At 71.9% G+C, this 19,602-nt stretch carries 6 protein-coding genes; 1 reads left to right on the forward strand and 5 read right to left on the reverse strand.

The window, feature by feature from the left end; genetic code table 11:
* Nucleotides 1-2 precede the first annotated feature (2 nt).
* Nucleotides 3-13,328 (reverse strand): amino acid adenylation domain-containing protein, encoded by a 13,326-nt coding sequence (locus BJ992_RS32310; RefSeq protein WP_221474973.1) that lies wholly within the window; start codon nt 13,326-13,328, stop codon nt 3-5.
* A gap of 246 nt (nt 13,329-13,574) precedes the next feature.
* Between BJ992_RS32310 and BJ992_RS25560 the strand changes: the two genes are divergently transcribed.
* Nucleotides 13,575-14,372, forward strand: coding sequence for a thioesterase II family protein (locus BJ992_RS25560; protein ID WP_184985217.1), 798 nt, complete (start codon nt 13,575-13,577; stop codon nt 14,370-14,372).
* 12 nt (nt 14,373-14,384) lie between these two features.
* On the opposite strand, the gene fabD is transcribed toward BJ992_RS25560, so the two are convergent.
* From fabD to BJ992_RS25580, 4 genes are read right to left on the reverse strand one after another with little or no spacing between them, the layout of a single operon-like run.
* Nucleotides 14,385-16,715 (reverse strand): ACP S-malonyltransferase, encoded by a 2,331-nt coding sequence (gene fabD / locus BJ992_RS25565; protein WP_184985219.1) that lies wholly within the window; start codon nt 16,713-16,715, stop codon nt 14,385-14,387.
* 16 nt (nt 16,716-16,731) lie between these two features.
* Nucleotides 16,732-17,445 carry an enoyl-CoA hydratase-related protein gene (locus BJ992_RS25570; RefSeq protein WP_184985221.1) on the reverse strand — a complete coding sequence of 238 codons (714 nt, stop codon included), beginning with the start codon at nt 17,443-17,445 and terminating at the stop codon, nt 16,732-16,734.
* A gap of 2 nt (nt 17,446-17,447) precedes the next feature.
* Nucleotides 17,448-18,671, reverse strand: coding sequence for a hydroxymethylglutaryl-CoA synthase family protein (locus tag BJ992_RS25575; protein WP_343072850.1), 1,224 nt, complete (start codon nt 18,669-18,671; stop codon nt 17,448-17,450).
* A gap of 4 nt (nt 18,672-18,675) precedes the next feature.
* Nucleotides 18,676-19,581 carry a DUF6039 family protein gene (locus BJ992_RS25580; RefSeq protein WP_184985223.1) on the reverse strand — a complete coding sequence of 302 codons (906 nt, stop codon included), beginning with the start codon at nt 19,579-19,581 and terminating at the stop codon, nt 18,676-18,678.
* Nucleotides 19,582-19,602 lie beyond the last annotated feature (21 nt).

Raw genomic sequence — 19,602 nt, forward strand, 5'->3', positions numbered from 1 at the left:
GTTCAGGCACCCTTTCTCGCTCGGTCGCCGTTCGTCGTGAGTTCGAGGTCGAGGATCGAGAGCGGCTTGCTCGCGGTACGGCCGCCGGTTTCTGGCCGTCGGGACGGCACCGCCGTGCCGGGCCGCTCGCCACCGGGCCGCTCGGCGCCGCCGTTCCGCTCGGCGCTCTCGGGCCGCTCGGCGCTCTCAGGTCCCGTGGGCCGTTCCGGCTTGTCGAGCCAGAGGCGTCTGCGGGTGAAGGCCGGTGCGGGTCGCGGGTCGCGTGGTGGTGGCGCGCCGTCGCGTGCGCCTGGCGGGAGTTCGCTCACGATCAGGTGCGCGTTGGTGCCGCCGAGGCCGAACGAGCTCACTCCGGCGACGCGCGGCCGTCCCGTCGCGGGCCAGTCGCGGGTCTCGGTGGCGGGCCGGAACGGGGAGGCGGCGAAGTCGAACCGGGGGTTCGGGTTGTCGCAGTCCAGCGTCGCGGGGATCCGGCCGGTCTCCACGGCGAGCGCCGCCTTGAGCAGGCCGGGGACGCCGGCGGCGGTCAGGGTGTGGCCGATGTTGGTCTTGACGCTGCCGATGGCGCAGACCCCGGTGTCAGAGGTCGTCTCGCGGAACACCTCGGTGAGTGCGCGCAGCTCGATCGGGTCGCCGATCAGCGTGCCGGTGCCGTGCGCCTCGATCAGGCCGATGTCCCGCGCGGTCCGTCCGGCGGCGGCCAGCGCACGCCGTACGACCTCGGCCTGGGCCTTGGGGTTCGGGGTGGTGATCCCCATGGTGTGGCCGTCGTTGTTCACCGCGACCGCGTCGATGACCGCGTGGACACGGTCGCCGTCCGCGATCGCCGCCGCGAGCGGCTTGAGCAGGACGACGCCGCAGCCCTCGCCGGGGACGAACCCGTCGGCGCTCGCGTCGAACGTGTGGCACCGGCCCGTCGGCGACAACGCCTTGGCCGCGCTGAGCTGGAGGTAGTCGTTCTCGTCGAGCAGCACCTCGACGCCGCCGGCGAGCGCCAGGTCGGCCTCACCGGCCAGCAGGCTGGTGCAGGCCAGCTTCACGCTGACGAGCGCCGACGAGCAGGCGCTGTCCACGACGAGGTTGGGGCCACGCAGGTCGAAGTGGTGCGCGACCCTCGCGGCGATGAAGTTCTGGTCCGCGGCCAGACCGCCTGGACGTACGCCGGCGCGGCGGCCGTAGTCCGACATGCGGGCCCCGATGAACACGCCGAGGTTCCCGCCGCGCAGTTCCTCCTGGTCGTACCCGGCGTCGCTGATCGCGGTGGCACAGCATTCGAGGACCAGCCTGATCGCGGGGTCCAGGACGCGGGCCTCGTCGTCGCTCATGCCGAAGTAGCCGGGGTCGAAGTCCTCGATCCCGTCGACGAACGCACCCCATTTGCTGATGCTGCGGCCGACCTGCGGTTCCGGTGAGTACAGCTCGCGGTGGTCCCAACGGGACGGCGGGACCTCGCGGACGGCGCTGCGGCCGGCGAGGAGGTTGTCGAAGAAGGTGGCGATGTCGGGGGCGTCAGGGAGGCGGCACGCCATCCCGACGATCGCCACCTTGGTCTCGGTGCCGGACGGGGTCGCTCGGGTCTTCGTGCCGGACGGGGTCGCGCGGCTCGGCACGATCATGGGTGCGCTGTGGCTTCCCACCGGTTCGTCGTCGGTGACCTCGGACGTGTCGTCGTCCGTGACTTCGAGCTCGTCGTCCGTGACTTCGGGGTCGTCCTGGTGGTCCGCGGCTGCGGGGTCGTCGAGGCCGAGGTGGTCGCGCAGGCGGTCGAGGGTGGGGTGCTCCAGCAGCGCGGACGGCTCCAGGCTCGCGCCGAGGCGTTCCTCGATGCGCTGGACGAGTTCGGCGAGCATCACCGACTCGACACCCATGTCGCCGAACTCCATCGTGGGGTCGAGGTCGGCTCTGGGGATGCCGAGAGTTCGGGAGAAGATCTCGGTGAGCCAGTCCTCGGTCCTCGGACGTGGCGCGCGTGCCACGGCCTTTGGACGCGGTGCGGGTTCGACCGTTCTGGCAGCTCCAGCCGTTCTGGCCGCGCCGGTGGTCGTGAGCAGTGTGTCCAGGTCGGGAACGGTGCCGTCGCGGGGAGGACAGGGGACGACCGTGGCGCCGTCCCGCAGGGTCAGCACGCGGTCGAGCACCCGCAGGCCGTCCTCGTCGCCGATCGTGTCGATGCCGATGGCCGCGCAGGGGTTCGGCGCACCCTTCGCGCCGCCGGTCTCGCGCCACTGCGGCCAGTCGATCGAGCGGAACCGCTGGTCGCCGGAGCGCCTCCGGTAGCCGGTGTAGAGGTCCATGAAGGCGTTCGCGGCGGCGTAGTCGGACACGCCTGCGGCGAGGCGGGGGACGGCGGCGCTGATGGAGGAGAACGTCACGAAGAATCTCAGGTGGTCGCCTGCGCAGGCTTCCGCCAGGGTCTCCAGGCCGTCGGTCTTGGGGGCCAGGACGGTCTCCATGTCGCTCGGGTCCTTGTGCGCGAGAGAGGGACGGCCACGGCTGCCTCGGCCGGCGCAGTGGACCACGCCGGCGATGTCGCCGAGGTCGCGGCGTACGTCTGCCAGGAAGCGCTCGACGGCTGGTCTGTCGGTGAGGGGTCCGGTGTGGACCATCACCTGCGCTCCGGCCTGCTCCAGGGCCTCGATGGCGTCGGTCTGCTCGCCTGGCTGGATCGGCCGTTCGCCGAGCAGGGCCAGCTTCCTGGCGCCGCTCGTGCACAGGTGCCGTGCCACCAGTGCGCCGAGGCCTCGGGTGCCGCCGGTCACGACGTGGACGCCGTCCGGGTCGATGTTCAGTGGGGTGTGGTCGGTGGTCAGTTCACGCAGGGCCGGACGGTGGCGCGTGCCGTTCCTGTGGCAGACCTCGCTGTAGTGGTCGGTCGTGCCGGCCTCGTGGAGAACGGCCTCCGCGGTGGGCTCGTCGATGTCGAGGACGGTGGCGGCCACTCCGGGGAACTCGGCGGAGATCATGCGGACGAAGGAGGCCATACGGCCGCCTGCCATGCTCGGCCTGGGGCCGTCCAGGTCCAGCAGCCCTCTGGTGACGTGCAGGACCCGAAGGTCGGCGCGTCCCCCGAGGGCTCGCTGGAGCAGTTCCAGGCGTCCCAGTTCCCCTGCGGGGTCCTCACTGCCGAGGTCGCACAGGTCGATCCAGCCGACGAGGTCCGCCGGGAGGTCGACCTCCGGGCCGGGGCTTTCGACGAGAACGGCCCTGTCGGGGCCGATCTCTGCTGCGAGTCGCTCCGCCAGTTCCTTCTGCGAGGTGAAGAGGACGAGGACCGTGCCGGCGCCGGCTATCCCGGTCCCGGTGAAGTCTCCTGCCTCCACCCAGGTCTTCTCGTAAAGGGGGATCTCTTCTCCACGACCGTCCCCGGCGCGGGTTCCCCGCCGTACGACGGCGCCGGATTCGCCGTACCACGTCCCGCCGTCGCGGCGCCGAAGAGTGGGGCCGTCGTGGCGGGAGGGGGTGGCGGCCGCTTCGGTGCGGTCGGCAGAGCCGGTCCGGTCGGCGTGGTCGGTCCGGTCGGCGTGGTCGGTGGGGGACGGGAGGCGGCAAGGGAGGCGGGTGAAGGGGTAGGTGGGGAGGGGGATTATTCGGGAGGAGGGGTGGCGGCGGGAGTCCCAGTCGATGTGGCCGCCGGTCACCCAGTGGTGGGCCAGGGTGGGGAGGTCGGGTGGGGTGGTCTGCCAGGTCTGGGGTTCGTGGCCGGGGTTGCCGGTGGTGGCGCGACCTCGGATCACGGGGGTGGGGTCGCCGTTGGTGTAACGGGTCAGTCGGGACACGAGGTCGTCGGTTGACGCGGCGATGAGGGCCAGGCGTTCGCGGAGGGGTTCGCGGCCTACCTGGAGGGTGTAGGCGATGTCGCGCAGGGACGGGCCCTGGTCGGCGTGGGTGCGCAGGAGGTGGGTGGCCAGTTCGGCGGCGGTGAGGGGGGTGGAGGTCTCGCCGGAGGCGATGCGGCGGAGTTCGTTCAGGAGGGTCGCGGGGTCGGACGAGGTGTGGTCTCGGCGGAGGAAGGCGGCGAGGCGGGTGCAGACGGCGTGCAGGCGGTCCTCGTCGCGTGCGGACAGGACGATCAGTTCGGGGTGGCCGGGGTCAGAGGTGGGGTCGGGGAGGAGTGCTTCGGTGGAGGTGGGGAGGTGGTCCCTGGTGGAGGTGGGGAGGTGGTCCCTGGTGGAGGTGGGGAGGTGGTCCCTGGTGGAGGTGGGGAGGTGGTCCCTGGTTGAGGGGTTCTTGGTGGCGGTCGGGAGGTGTTCTTCTATGACGGCGTGGGCTATGGTGCCGCCGGCGCCGAAGGAGCTGAGGGCGGCGCGGCGGGGGGTGCCGGGGGTGGTCGGCCAGGGGGTGCGGTGGCGTTGGAGGCGGAAGGGGATCTGGTGCCAGTCGATGTTGGGGTTGAGGTCGTCGGCGTGGAGGCTGGGGGCCAGTTCGCGGTGGCGGAGCTGGAGGACGATCTTGGTGAGGCCGGCGATGCCTGCGGCGGGTTCACCGTGGCCGAAGTTGGACTTGATGGAGCCGATGGGGATGCTGCCGGGTTCGAGGCCGGTGGCGGCGTAGGCGCGGGTGAGCGCGGTGGCCTCGATGGGGTCGCCGAGGTCGGTTCCCGGAGCGTGGCATTCGATGTAGCCGATGCCGGCCGGGGGGACGCCGGCGTCGGCGAGGGCCCGGCGGACGACCTCGCCTTCCATGGCGGCGCTCGGGACGGCCCAGCCGTTGGTCCTGCCGGTGTGCAGCACGGCGGTGCCTCGGATGACGGCGTGCACGCGGTCGCCGTCCGCGACGGCCCGGGACAGCGGCTTGAGCAGCACCGCGCCTGCCATCTCGGCGGGGACGAAACCGTCGCCGCCTGCGCCGAAGCTGCGGCAGACGCCGTCCCCGGCGGACATCTTCATGCGGTTCTGCTGGATGAACTTGTTCGGGTGGAGGGACAGATTGACGCCGCCGACGATGGCGAGCTCGCACTCGCCGTGGCGCAGCGACCGTACGGCGAGGTGCAGGGCCGTGAGGGACGAGGAGCACATCGTGTCGATCGACATGCTGGGGCCGATGAGGTCGAGGTGGTACGAGACACGGTTGGCGATCCCGGCCGGGGTGGCGCCGGTGTCCTGGGGAGCGCCGCGCAGGGTGCTCTCCACACCGAAGTACGGGTACTCGTTGTGCATCACACCGGCGTAGACGGCGACGTTCGAGCCGTGCCGTTCGCGCAGCCGGGTGCGGGGGTAACCGGCGTCCTCCAGGGTCTCCCAGACGACTTCGAGGAAGATGCGTTCCTGGGGGTCCATGAGTGCGGCGTCACGCGGGGTGATGCCGAACAGGTACGGGTCGAACTCGTCGACACCGTCGAGGAAGCCGCCGCGCATGATCTCCGCCGGCCAGCCCTCGCGGACCCGTTCGTCGGGAACGCGCCTGGTCGAGTCACGGCCTGCGGCGAGGTTCTCCCAGAGCGTGTCGAGGTCCGGCGCGTCCGGGTAGCGGCCCGCGATACCGATGATCGCGATCCCGTCCCCGAGGAGGGCCCCGACACCGTCCCGGACCGGAGTTCTGTCGTCCCGCACGGCGTCCCCGGAGGGTACGGGCCGGGGAGCGGCGGTGGTGACGTCCGGCCGGGACGGTGCCTGGTGGGGGGCCTGGTGAGAGGCCTGGTCGGGGGCCTGGTCGGGGGTCGGTGCGTTCTGGTCGGCGGGAGCGCGCCGGCCTGCGGCGGCGAGAGCGGAGGCGACGCCGGCGAGGTCGGTGTGCTCGTAGAAGAGAGTACGCGAGCGTTCGCCGAGATCTTCATGCAGCCGTGTGTTGAGCTGCGTCACCATGAGGGACGTGAGGCCGTACTGCTCCAGCGGCGTGTACTCGCTGAGCCGTTCGGCCGGGATCCCGGACACCTCCGCATAAATGCTCTTGAGGTAGTCACACAGACCGTGGTCGTCGTCGACCTCCGGCCGTACCTCCGCGACGCCGGCGCGCACGGGCTCGGCGGCACGCGTCGGCTCGATGGCACGCGTCGGCTCGTCGGCCGGCGTCGGCTCGACCGCATGCGTCGCCTCGGTTGCGGAGGTCTCGTGCCGTACGGCGAGGGGCCGCCGGTCCTGAGCGGTGCCGGTCCGTCCGCCGGGGCCCTTGATCCAGTACGGTTCCGCGGCGAACGGGTACGGCGGCAGGGACACCCGGGACCCGGGGACCGGCCAGTAGTTCTCCCACCGCACGTCCTGGCCGGAGACCCATGCCGCGGCGGCGTCCGGCTCGGCGGCCGGGGGTTCGGCCGAGGCGGCGGCGGGACGGTCGGCGACGCCGGTGGTCAGCGCGTCGCAGGGTTCGCCGGCCAGGTAGGCGCGCAGCGCGGCGCGCAGGCCGTCGAGGTCGGCGCACGTGACGGCGAGGCGGTGCGGCAGCGCGGCGCGGCCGGTCTGGGTGGTGAAGGCGATGTCGGCCACAGCCGGGGCCGGCTCCTGCGTGAGGTGGTCGAGCAGGCGGCGGGCCGAGGTGGTGAGCTGGTCGGGGCCGGCCGCGGACAGCAGGACGGCGTGCGGCCTGCCGTCGGCGCGGGCCGGTGCGTACCGTTCGTGCCGCGCGGGTGAGCGGAGCACGGCGTGCGCGTGCGTGCCGGTGGCGCCGAACGCGTTGACCAGAGCGATACGCGGCTCGTGTTCCCAGGTGCCGAGCCGGTCGGCGATCTCCACGGCGGTGCCGTCCAGCTCGGCCAGCGGGTTGGTCCGGCCGGACAGCAGGGTCGGCGCGATCCGTCCGTGCCTGATCTGCAGCAGCACCTTGGTGAGCTGCGACATGCCGGACGCCGCCTCCAGGTGGCCGATGTTCGGCTTGACGGTCCCGGCCGCGACCGGTTCCTCGCGTCCGCCGAAGACCTCGGTGAGCGCCTCGATCTCGGCGGCGTCGGCGAGCCCGGCCCCGGCGGCGGCGCATTCCACGTAGCAGACGTCGGCCGGGTCCACCCCGGCGCGGTCCAGGGTCTCCCGCATGGACGCGGCCATCGCGCCGGCGCTCGGCGCGGTGAAACGTCCCGCGTGACCGGCGTGCGCGGTCCAGGTGGCCTCGATGACGCCGTGGACGACGTCGCGGTCCCGTACGGCGTCGGCGACGCGGCGCAGCAGCACCACCCCGGCGCCTTCGCCGACCGTCCACCCCGGGTTGTCCGCGTCGAAGGCGCGGCTCGCGGGGTTCTCGGCGAGCAGGCCGAGTCCGGCGAGCACACCGGTGTGGTAGTCGTCGGCGACGAGGTTGACCCCGCCGACGACGGCCGCGTCGCACTCGCCGCGGCGCAGGCTCTCCACGGCCAGGTGCAGCGCCGTCAGGGACGACGAGCACGAGGTGTCCACGGCGAGGCTCGGGCCGGTGAAGCCGAAGAAGTGCGAGATCCGGTTGGCGGTCTCCGACGCGGTGGCCGACACCACGGCGTCCCCGCCGTCGCGCCACGCGGCGGCGCCGGCGTGCTGGTAGTCGTGCCACATCGCGCCGACGAACACCCCGACACGCGGTGCGGCCCGGTGCAGCGACGCGGCTGTGTGGCCGGCGTTCTCCAGGCACTCCCACACGCTGTGCAGCAGCAGCCGCAGCTGCGGGTCGAGCGTCTCGGCCTCACGTGGCGCGGTGTGGAACAGCAGGCTGTCGAACCGGTCGATGTGGTCGAGGTAGCCACCTGGTACGCCATGGCCGCGCGGTCCCGAGGACCCGGCCGCGGTCTCGCCGCGTGGTCCGGTGCCGGCCGAGGACCCGCCTTCCGTGAGCTCTCCCGTGGCGATCGTGGACACGCCTTCGGTGAGGTTGCGCCAGAAGGTGTCCAGGTCGTCGGCGCCGGGATAGCGGCCGGCGAGGCCGACGACCGCGACGCCTTCGCGGGGGCCGTCGGCGGCGGCGGGGACCGGAGCGGTGAACATGGGGGTCTCGCCGGTCTCGACGGCGCGGGTCGCGAAGCGCGCGGGGCCGCCGAGGAAGGCCTGCAGGAAGTGGTGGCCGTCGTCGAGGGCCAGCCGGTCGCGCAGCGGGCCGAACGAGACGTCGCCGATGGGGCAGAGGCCGATGCCGCAGGCCGCCTGGCCGGACATCAGGAGCTGGCCCATGTAGCCGGCTTCAAGGGTGAGGTAGCGCAGGCTCTGCTCGGCGTACAGGGGCTGGATGCCTTTGGTCTGGCCGACGAGGTACAGGCTGAAACCGGCCTGGTCGTACAGGGGACGGTTGTAGACGAAGTGGATGGACCTGCCGGGGTCGGGCCGGTCGTCGATGAGCTGGAGGACGTGTTCGCGCGGGTTGTAGTAGTAGACGCCTGCCGCGACACCGTCCACGGCGCCGCGCTTCACCTGCGCGTACACCTGGACGGCGTAGGTGTCCCCCGCCGACGGGTACAGGTGGCGTTCCCTGCCGCCGACGGTGGCCTCGCGGAGCAGGCCGAGCAGCTTGCAGAAGGAGCGGTACGGGATGCCGCCGTCCTCGAACTCGCGGCTGCTGGCACGCCAGTCGTAGTGCTCGTCCGCGACGTCCAGCCGGTCGAGGCGGACGATGCTGGCGGTGGGCTCCAGGGGCCGCAGGTTCCACGCGCCGTCCTTGAACCGGGCCCGGTCCTCCGGCGAGAAGAACTCGACCTCCCCGGGACCGTCCTGCGACGGTGCCGCCTGAGCGCCGGCCGGGGGCTTGGTCCCAGCCGGGGCCTCGCTCTCGACCGGGGCCTCGCTCTCGACCCGGGCCTCGCTCTCGACCGGGGCCTTGGTCTCGACCGGGGCCTTGCCTTCCGCGTCCCCCGTCGTCCCGGTCGAGGCTTCGCTCGGAGCCGGAGGCCCGGCCGGGGTCCGACCGGCGGGGAGGGTACCGGCGACGACGGCCGCGATGGCGTTGACGGTGGGCTCGTCCAGCAGGGACGACACCGGTACGCGGCGGCCGTGCTTCTTGCGCAGGGCCTTGGAGACCTGGACCATCGTGAACGACGTGGCACCCTGGTCCCACAGGTCGGCGTCGGGGTCGATCTCGGGGACCGCGAGCAGGTCGGTGAACAGCGCCGAGATCTCCGCGACCAGCTCAGGCGAGACGACGGTCTCCGGTTCGCCGGACGCCGGAACCGGCGCGGACCCGGCAGGTTCAGCGGCGGCCGCTGAAGGCGTCGCCTGCTCAGAGGTGGCGGACCCGGCGGAGGCGGCCGGGTTCTCGGCGGTCTCGGAGGAGTCGTCGTTCAGGGGCCACGGCAGGGCCGCGCGGTCCAGCTTGCCGTTGGACGTCGCGGGGAAGGTCGGCACGAAGGCGACGTAGTTCGGCACCATGTACGCCGGTAGCGTCTCGGCGGCGTGCCGCCGCAGGTCGGCCACGGACGGCGGCGGAGTGGTCTCGGCGATGACGTAGCCGACGAGTTTGCGTTCCCCCGACTGGTCGTCCCGTGCGAGCACCACGACGTCCCGTACGCCGGGGTGGGTGCGCAGCCGGTGCTCGATCTCGCCGAGCTCCACCCGGAAGCCGCGGATCTTGACCTGTGTGTCGGCGCGGCCGAGGAACGTCATGACCCCGTCGGGGAAGAACGCGGCCCGGTCGCCGGTCCGGTACATCCGCTGCTCGGGGTCGTCCACGAACGGGTCGCGGACGAACCGTTCCCGCGTGAGTTCCGGCTGGTTGCGGTACCCGAGGCTGAGGCAGTCCCCCGCGATGTACAGGTCACCCTCGACCCCCACGGGACACGGTTCGAGGTCCTCGTCGAGGATGTAGTACCGCGCGTTGTCGATGGGCCGGCCGTAGGGGATGCTGCGCCAGTCGGGGTCGATCTCGCCGACCTCGAAGTAGTTGGACCACACGGTGGCCTCGGTGGCACCTCCCAGGCTGACGATCCTCGCGTTGGGGAACAGCCCGCGTACGGCGTCCGGCAGCGGCAGCGGCGTGTAGTCGCCGCTGAGGAACACCAGCCGCAGGTCCCCTGTGCCGTCGTGGCCCCGCCGGTCGGCGAACAGCGGCGAGAGCTGGTTCAGGGTGGTCGGCGCGGAGTTCCAGAACGTGATCGGCTCGGTGAGCAGCACGTCGAGCAGCAGTTCGGGGTCGCGCTGCTGCTCCTCGTCGGCGATGTAGAGCGACGCGCCACGGCCGAGCAGGCCGAAGATGTCGAACACCGACAGGTCGAACCCGAGCGACGTGACGCACAGGCCGACGTCGTCCGGCCCGAAGCCGTAGGTGCGGTCGCACCAGTTCAGCAGGTTGAGCAGCGGCCGGTGCGTCACCTCGACGCCTTTGGGCTTGCCGGTGCTGCCGGAGGTGAAGATGACGTACGCGAGGTCGTCGGCGCCGTTCACCGGCTCGGGGTCGCCGACGCCGGCGTCGTCGAGGTCGAGGTCGAGGTCGATCTCGACGGTGCGCACGTGCTCGGGGACGGGCCAGCCAGCCGTGCCGGAGCAGGTGACGACGATGCCGGCCCCGGCGTCGTCCAGCATGACCTTGGCGCGCTCGGCGGGAAGCGTCGGCTCGACCGGCAGGTACGCGCCGCCGGCCTTGAGTATGCCGAACACGGCGGCCACCATGTCGGCCCCCCGGCACAGCCGGATGCCGACGACGGTCCCCGGCGTCACCCCCATGCTCCTGAGCCGCCACGCGATGGTGTTGGCCTGGCGGTTCAGCTCGCCGTACGTGGTCGTGCCGGCGCGCGTGCGCAGGGCCACGGCGTCGGGCCGTTCCCGTGCCTTTTCCTCGAACAGCAGGTGCGCGGGCCGGCTTTCCGGGACCTCGCGCGCGGTGTCGTTCCAGGTGTACAGGATGGTGTCCCGGCCGGCGTGCTCCTCGGCGCCGCGCCGCAGGGCCCGCTCGAACGCGTCGAACAGCTCGCGCAGACGGCCGTCGGGGAAGCCGGCCTCGACCGCGTCCCAGCAGTACCGCAGCCGTCCCCCTTCGCGCGCGATGATGCAGTCGAGCGCGACGTCGGGGGTGTAGGTCATCCAGGGGCCGAGTTCGACGCCGTCCGGCAGGGGGTGGTCGCCGAGTTCCAGGGTGCTCGTGTAGACGACGGGGAAGCCGTAGGAACGGGTGCGGCGCTGCTTCATGGTGATGCCGCGCAGCGCGCCGAGACCTTCGAGGGTGCCGTGCGCCAGGTCGGTGTCTATCTGGCGGCGGTACTCGGCCGGTGTGCCGGGGCCGGTGACCCAGCTCAGCGCGGTGTACTCGCCGGGCCGGTGCCGTTCGGACTCCTCGGTCCAGCGGACGACGGCCACGGTGAACGGGTCGGTGAACTGCTGCGACAGCGCTTCGGTGAGCGCGGCGAGCACCACCTCGTCCGGCAGTTCGGCGCCGGGCCGTTCCTCGACGGCGCCGTCGAGCCGTACGCGGGGGGCCGGCGGCGCGTCGAGCGGCGGGCCGGGTGGCATGTCGTCGAAGCGGTGCGTCCAGTAGTCCGCGTCGTACGCCGGGGTGTGCTCCTCGGGGGGTGCCGCCTCGCGGAGGGTCGCCTCGGGGTCGGCGTACAGGCGGAACAGGTCGCGCAGGACGACGTGGATGCTCCTGCCGTCCAGCACGGACAGGTCGATGGCGGCGTGCACCATGCCGTCGCGGCTCGCGCGCACGTCCCACTGGGGCCAGCGGCCGAGCGGGTACGCCGACGCGGTCATCTCGTCGGGGGTGACGGCGTCCACCATCGGCACGGTCCACGTACGCGGCGCGCGGGGCCGGGTGCGCAGGCGGCCGTCGTGCGTGACCTCCGAACGCAGCGCGTCGTAGGTGGCGACCAGGCGTGTCCACGCGGCGGCGAGACGGTCCACGTCCAGGTCGCGGACGTGGAAGCTGTGGTAGACCTGGCAGCCGTCGTAGTCGCGGGGGCCGCCGGCGCGCGGCACGTAGTAGGCCTTCTGCAGCTCGTTGAGCGGCCGTTCCACGGCGTCGCCGTCGGTGGCGAGCGCGCGCAGCGAGTTGAGGAACGCGGCGTACGCGACGTCGAGCGCGCCGGGGGTGAACCGGTCCGGCGTGACGTCCCAGCGGAACCGCAGGGCCCCGTCGTCCTCCCACATCTGGTGGTCGAGCGCCACCCCGGAGGTGCGGCTGACGGCGTACGTCACCGGCGGCACGGCGTCGTCGGGCCGCGCGTCGAGCAGGCTGGTGAACACCACCGGCAGCGGCGCCGAGGCCCGCAGTTCCCGCATGACGGTCACACCGGACACCGCGGCGTGGCCGAGGTCGGTCCACAGGCGGTGGTGGACGTCGCGGATCGCCTCGTCGAGCGGCTCGCCTCGGGTGTCGTCGGCGACGAACACGGCGGTCGAGGTGAACGGGCCCACGACCTCGTCCACCTCACGCGGCAGCCACGCGCGTGCCGTGGTGGTGAGCGCCAGCGAGCAGGAGCCGCCGAAGGCCTCCGCGAACAGCGTCAGGACCAGGGACGTCGGGGAGACGTCGAGGCCGGTGGCGACGCGGCGCAGCGCGCTCCACTCGTCCGGCGTCAGCTCACCGGTGATGGCGGTGCGTTCCACGCTCTCGGCGGCGCCGGAGGCGGCAGGCGGACCCGGCGGCATGTCCCGCAGCCGGTCCTTCCAGTGGTCGAGGTCCCCGTGTGCGCCGGGGCCGTCGCGGTACTCGTCCAAGGCGATGACGCAGTCGCGTGCCGACAGCGTGGCGGCGGTGAGCTCGTGGGAGGGGTCGCGGTAGCAGCGCCACCAGTCGCGCAGGAGGATGTCGAGGCCGCGGCCGTCGGTCACGCTCGCGTCGATGCCGAAGTGGACGGTGCCGGGCCGGGTGACCTCGACGGAGAACGGCGGCCAGACGCCGGGCTCGTACACGTGGCCGGTGAGCCGTTCGCGTGCCTGCTCCGGCGATCCGTCGTGGACCGGCAGGGACCAGCCGGGGGCCTGTTCGAGCACGGCCTGCGTGCCGTCGTCGCCGATGACGAGCCGCAGCGCGTCGTGGTGGTCCACGACGCGTCGCCAGGCGGCTTCGAGGCGGCCGGTGTCGAGGTCCGCCACCTCGAACTCGCGGTACACGTGGCAGCCGACCGGGTCGTCGGTGAGGTCCTCGTCCTGGCCGAGCATGTACGCCTGCTGGATGGGGGTGAGCGGGAACGGCGCGAAGCGGTCCTCGGGCCGTGCGGTGACCACGGGCCCGGCCCCCGCACCGGTGCCGGCGGTCGCGTGACCGGCCGTACCTCCGGCTTCCATGTGCTCGGCGACGCGGTCCGCCAGGTCGGCCGCCGTGACGCACTCGCCGAGGCGCTCCACCGGGAGGTCCAGCGAGAACACCCGCTGGATCTCGAACCACACCCGCACCGCGGAGATCGAGTCCAGCCCGTGATCCCGGAGGACCGACTCCGGGGTCAGTTCGTCCTCACCCGGCAGCACATCGGTGAGCAGCCGGACCACCGTCTCAAGGACACTCTCGTTCGACACCATGGTCCTCCTCCCGGTAACCGACGCTAATCACGCGACCCCGACATGCCTGCTCAAGACTGAGCAGTCCCCCATCAGTGCGCTCACATCAGCTCAAAACCACCGGCCCCGGCATCGCAGGTCAGACCCGGCTCCACCCCCCCTGCCGCACCGGCACAAGTTCGCTCCCCCACCGGCCGGGACCCGGCGGATCACGCCTGCTCAAGACTGAGCAGCGACCCCCCGCGGCCCCCGGTTAGCCTCGGCGGCATGTCGAAGGCATGGATCGCCGGAGGAGCCCCCCGCGAGGACGCCGAGGTGCGCCTGTTCTGCTTCGCGCACGCCGGCGGTGGCGCCGCCTTGTTCCGCCAGTGGGAGGACCACCTGTCGTCCTCGGTGGACGTCTGTCCCGTCGTGCTCCCCGGCCGCGAGGGCCGCCTGCGCGAGCCCGCGTACAACCGCATGGCCGACCTGATCCCGGTCCTCACCGAGGTCCTGGCCCCGCACACCGACCGGCCGTACGCGTTGTTCGGCCACAGCATGGGGGCCGCCGTCGCGTGGGAGGTCGCACGCGCGTTGAAGGCACACCACTCCGCGCGGACCACCGGCGGGAACGCGGCGACCGCGCCAGGCGAACCGCTGATCCTGTTCGTCTCCGGCCGCCGGGCCCCCCACCTGCCGACGGCGCGCCGCCGTTTCAGCGACCTCACCGACGACGACCTGCTCACCGAGCTCGCCACCCTCAACGGCACCCCGTCGGCCGTCATGGACCAGCCCGGCCTGCTCGACGTCTTCCTCCCCACGCTGCGCGCCGACTTCGAGCTGAACGAGCTCTACACCCCGCTGAACGCACCCACGCTGACCTGCCCCATCTCGGGCCTGCACGGCGACGCCGACCCCGAGGTGGACCCCGACGAGATCACCGCGTGGCGCGACGCCGGCGAAGGCGGCTTCTCCCTGCGTGTCTTCCCCGGCGACCACTTCTACCTCAAGGGGCCCGGTCCCGAGGTCCTCGACGCCATCCAGGAGGACCTGGACCGCGTGCTGCTGACCCCCTTCGTCCACTGACCCCCGGGGGGGTCAGCGCGCGGAGAGGTGACGCAGGCGGGAGTGCAGGACGGCGGCGGCGTCCGTCATGAGGTGGTCGGCGATGAGGTCCACGTGGCGGTCGCGCCGGTCGGCGAGGCCGATGGTCCTGGCGTAGTGGTTGAACGACCCCATCGCGGGGCCGCAGTGGATCTGGTAGTCGACGCGGCGGCCGGGGGTGCCGGACAGGGCCAGGCGGATGGAGTGGACGAAGTACCAGCGGAAGACCAGGGCCATCTTGTGGCGGGGGTTGGCCTCGGCCCGGTCCAGCTCGCCGGGCTTGTTCGCGGCCAGGTAGGCGGCGGTCTCGTCCCAGACCTCGGCGAAGGAACGGCGGAAGTACTTGTCCTGGACGGTGCGGGCCGTGGCGGGGTCGAGGTCGTCGAGGCCGCCGTGGTTGCGGTACAGCTGGTAGAGCTTGTTGGCCCGCGCCGGGAACAGGGTGCCTTTCCTCGCGACCTGCACCCGCGCGCCGAGCTCGAACATGTCACCGGCCGGCGCGTACGTGGTGTCCTGCACGTCGAGGCCCGCGAGCATGTCCTTGACCTCGTCGGAGGTCCCGGCCTCCACCGAGCACTGGTTCACCGAGCCGGTGACGACGAAGTCGGCGCCGAGGACGAACGCCGCGGCCACCGCCTCAGGCGCGCCGAGGCCGCCTGAGGCGCCGACGCGGATCGGCCCCGCGTACCCGTGGGTGCGGTTGGCGCGGTCGCGCAGCTCCAGCATGGCCGGCATCAGGCCGTAAGGGGAACGGCCGTCGGTGTGGCCCGCGCTGTCGGCCTCGACGCAGACGTCCTGGCTGACGGGGAGGGACGCGGCGGCCTCCGCCTCGTCCGGGGTCAGCTCGCCGCGTTCCACGAGACGGCGCAGCACCGGCTCCGGGGGTGGACTCATGAACGCCGTGGCGACCTCGGGACGTGACACCTTGGCGAGGACGTGGCGCACGGCCACCGGACGGCCGCGGGAGTCGCGGTGGGCCCCGGTGAAGCGGTACCGGACGAGCGGCGCGGTGACGTGCGGGTACGCGGCGGCCTCGACGTGGCGGACGTCGTGCTTGAGGTACAGCTCCACGGTGTCCCGTTCGAGGCCGTTCTCGTCGAACCCGTACAGCAGGTTCATGCCGAAGCCCTCGCCGGTGCCGAGTCCGCGCCGGATGGCCTGGATCGCGTCCTCGATCTCGGCGAGCTTGAGCCCACCGGCGCCGAAGAAGCCCATCAGGCCGGCCTTCCCCATCCTGACCACCAGGTCGGTGGAGGCGATGCCTTTGAACATCGACCCGGCGAGGTACGCGTGCCGCAGGCCGTAGTCCGCACGGAACTCCGGCGAGCCGAGCCGCGCGGCGAGGTCCGTGCCGGATGCTCGCGAGGGTTCGGCGCCGCGCGCGGGTGCGGGACGCTGCGCCGGTACGGCCGCGGCGACCGGCGCGGGTGACGCCGCCCGCGTCGGGACGTCCGGTGACGCGGCGCCGGGGACCTGTGCCGGTTCGTCCGGCACGGGGTACTTCCGCGTGACCTGCCACAGCTTGGTCAGCACGTCCCCCGGGCCGATCTCCTCCAGCCGGTCCACCCCCTGCCGCATGAGGTACCGCAGGCCGTCCAGCCACCGCACCGGGCTGTCGATCTGCCTGCGGAGCGACTCGGCGATGTCCCCGGCGACGTGCGGCCGGCCGGTCACGTTGGCGATGACCGGGACCCGCGGTTCGGCGTACTCCACCGACTCCAGCGTCCGGCGGAACGCCTCCGCCGCGTCCTTCATGTACCGCGAGTGGAACGCGGTCCGCACGTTGAGCGGCACGCACTTCCCTCCGGCCTCCGTGATGACCTGGGAAACCGCCTGGATCTCCTCTTTGGGACCGGCGACGACCACCTGTTCCGGCGAGTTGTCGTTCGCCACGTCCACCCCGGTGCCGGCGAGCAGTTCCTCCAGCCGTTCCCTCGGGACGCCGAGCACGGCGCTCATGGTGCCGCCGCTCGCCTCCCCCATCAGCTCGCCGCGCCGCATCACCAGCCGCAGGCCGGTCTCGAAGTCGAAGCATCCGGCGGCGAACAGCGCCGCGTACTCCCCGAGGCTGTGTCCAGCCAGGTAGTCGGGCCGTTCCCCGTCGTCCTCCGTCCGCGCGAGGTACGTCAGCGCGTCCACCGTGTACAGCGCGGGCTGGACATACCGGGTGTCGCGCAGGCGGCGCACGTCGCGGCACAGCTCGGCGATCGAGTAGCCGAGGATCTCGTCGGCGCGCGCGCACAGGTCGGGGTGGCGTTCGAGCAGCCCGTCCCCCATGCCGCGGCGGTGGGAACCCTGACCGGGGAAGGCCCAGACGACAGACATCGGCAGCGCGTCCTTTCTACCGCTCCCAGGGGAAGCGTTTGTGCGTGGCGTAGTCGGTGAGCCGCCGCCGTACCTCGGGGGTGGACATCAGGCGGCTGAACTCCTTGACGGCCGTCGCCTCGACCTCGTCGGAGAGGATCCACATCTGGCGGAAGTAGCCCTTCATGTCCCCGATGATCGACTCGTCCATCTTGGTGAGCCGGTACGCGAGCCGGTTGACCAGTGCCTTGGGGTCGTCGGCCACCGCGTCCACCAGGTGGAACCGTTCCGCTTCGACAGCGTCCACCGGCTGCGTGCTGAACGTCATCGTGTACGCCTTCTGGAACCCGGTGCGCCGGATCAGGAACGGCAGCACGCAGCACGGCAGCAACCCCCACAAGGCCTCCGGCAGGCTGAACGTGCTGCGCTCGCTCGCGTACACGAAGTCGCTCGCCGCGGCCAGTCCCACGCCGCCGCCGGCGACCCGGCCGTCCACCCGCGCGACCACGGCACGCGGCGTGGTGGTGAGCCGCTTGAGCAGGCCGAAGAACGCGGCGCCGCCGTCGGAGGCGTCCTCACCCGCGGCGCTCTCGAGGTTCAGTCCGGTGCAGAAGACGCCGTCGCCGCCGCCTTCGAGCACGAGGATGCGGCAGTCGGGGGTCGCCTCGGCCTCGTCGAGCGCGTCGTGGATCTCCTTGATGGCGACCCCGTCGATGGAGGGCCGGATCTGGAGCCGCAGTGTCGTCGCCATGGTCAGCTCCAGCGGTACTCGCGGTGGAACTCCGCGATGCGGTCGAGAACGAGCAGGCCCCGGCCGTCGAACTTGTCCTCGAACAGGTCCGCGTACGGCTTGGGGTCGAACACCGCGTCCCGCACCCCGAAGATCCGGTCGGCGCTCAGGTCGGTGATCAGATCGAGGTCGTCCACGGTGATCTCCCGCCGGTCATCGAGGGCCTTGCCGATGTCCACGGCGGGCCGCGCGCCTGCGGGGACGACACCGCTGTAGAACTCCGACGCGCAGCCGGAGCCGTACGAGAACAACCCGATCCGCCGCGCCTCGGTGAAGTCCCCGTGGTCGAGCAGCGAGCACAACGCCAGGTACAGCGCGGCGGAGAACGTGTTCCCCACCCGCATGCCGTACGTCAGCGTCGGCACGACCCTGGCGGTGAAGTCGGCCTCGATCTCACGCGGGCCGTACTTCTTCTGTTTGCGCAGCAGGCTGCGGTGCGCGCCTTTGACCATGCCGGCGAACGGCGTGTGCATCGCGAGGTAGGTGAACGTGTCCACGATGTCGGCCCCGGCGACCCGCTTCTGGTACGCGGCGAAGCTCTCCTCGACGCACCGCATGTACGCCAGCAGCGACAGGTCCGGGTCCACCGAGTCCATGTCGTGCCGGGGCCGCAGCGTGTCCATCACCTCGAACGTGTGGAACCCGCTGGCCCCCCGGTCGATCTCCAGCACCTTCGCCTCGTCGCCGACCAGCATGGCGACCGCGCCGGCCCCCTCGGACGGCTCCCAGTACGACGCCTTGACGGTGGCGCTGGCCGCGTCGGTCGCGACGGCCAGCGCCTTCACCCCCGGCACCGGGTTCGCCGCGACCATGCCGGCCGCGGTCTGCAGTGCCGCCGTGCCGCCGTAGCAGGCGTGCTTGACCTCGAAGGACCGGCAGTTCGGGCTCAGCCCCAGGTGGTGGTGGACGTACGTGCTGATCGGCTTGCCGAAGTCGAGCCCCGACTCGGTGCCGACGACCAGCACCTCGATGCGGTCGCGTTCGGCCGGGTCGAGCGCGTCCACGATCGGTTTGGCGGCGTTGACGGCGTTGGTGACCGGGTCCTCGCACGGCACGTTGACCGAGCGCCGTTCCATCATGAGGTTCGCGAAACGGCTCATGTCCAGGCCGCGGGCCTGGAACATGCCGCGCACGTCGAGGAACGCACGGCCCACGTACGCGCTGATCGCCTCGATTCCCAGCGCCACGACCTCACCGCCTGCCGGCGAGATGCGGCACCATCACCGTGTCGTTGATGCTGGTCGGCACGAACAGCCGGTCCCACTTGCCGCCACCCTTGGCCTCCGGCACCCGCTCGGCGTCGTAGACCTCCTTCTCCATGGCCTCGCTGCGGTCGACCTCCTGGACCAGGCGGTAGTCCTCGAGGCTGCGCAGGTGGATCAGGCAGTGGACCTGGTCCTGCTGACCCCACGTCTGCTCGTAGATGAAGGCCGTCGCCTGACCCGGCAGCGCGTTGTTGATGTGGTTGGACCAGTCGTAGAGGAACTGCCGTCCCTCCTCGCGGAACTCGTACCGCACGTCCCCGGTCCGCAGGATGATCGCGCCGGCGTTCGCCGAGTTGAGCTGCTGCTCCGGCGGCTGCGACGTCTGGTGCGTCGCCGGCGGCACGAACGACTCACGCCGCTCACGCGGATCGGTCGGCTCCTCGTGGTGGCCGTGCTCGGCGAACCCGTGCTGCGGACACATGATCTTCTCGCGCAGGCTGCCGTAGACGAACATCTTCTCCCAGTTCCCGCCGCCTTTCTTCGGCAGCCGGTCCCGCTGGGAGATGTCCTGGAACGCCGCGTCGTGGTCGACCATCTCCAGGAGCCTGCTGTACAGCTCGGGGGACTTCATGTGCACGAACCAGTGCACCCGGTCCTTGACCCCGAACACCTCCTCGTACAGGAAGGTCGTGGCCACCCCCACCTGGGCCCGGTTCATGTAGTTCACCAGCTCGACGCTGAAGTCCCGGCCCTCCTCGGCCATCTCGTACTCCAGCTGGCCGACCCGGTGGATGATCAGCCCCGCGTTCCCCGAATGCAGCAACTGGTCCGCCGGCAGCGTCGTCTGATGCTGCGCCGACTTCTCCGCCTCCCATACTCCCGTCTCCGCCATGACTCCCCTCTCCGAGATTCG

It is taken from the genome of Sphaerisporangium rubeum (genome assembly GCF_014207705.1).
Classification (GTDB): domain Bacteria; phylum Actinomycetota; class Actinomycetes; order Streptosporangiales; family Streptosporangiaceae; genus Sphaerisporangium; species Sphaerisporangium rubeum.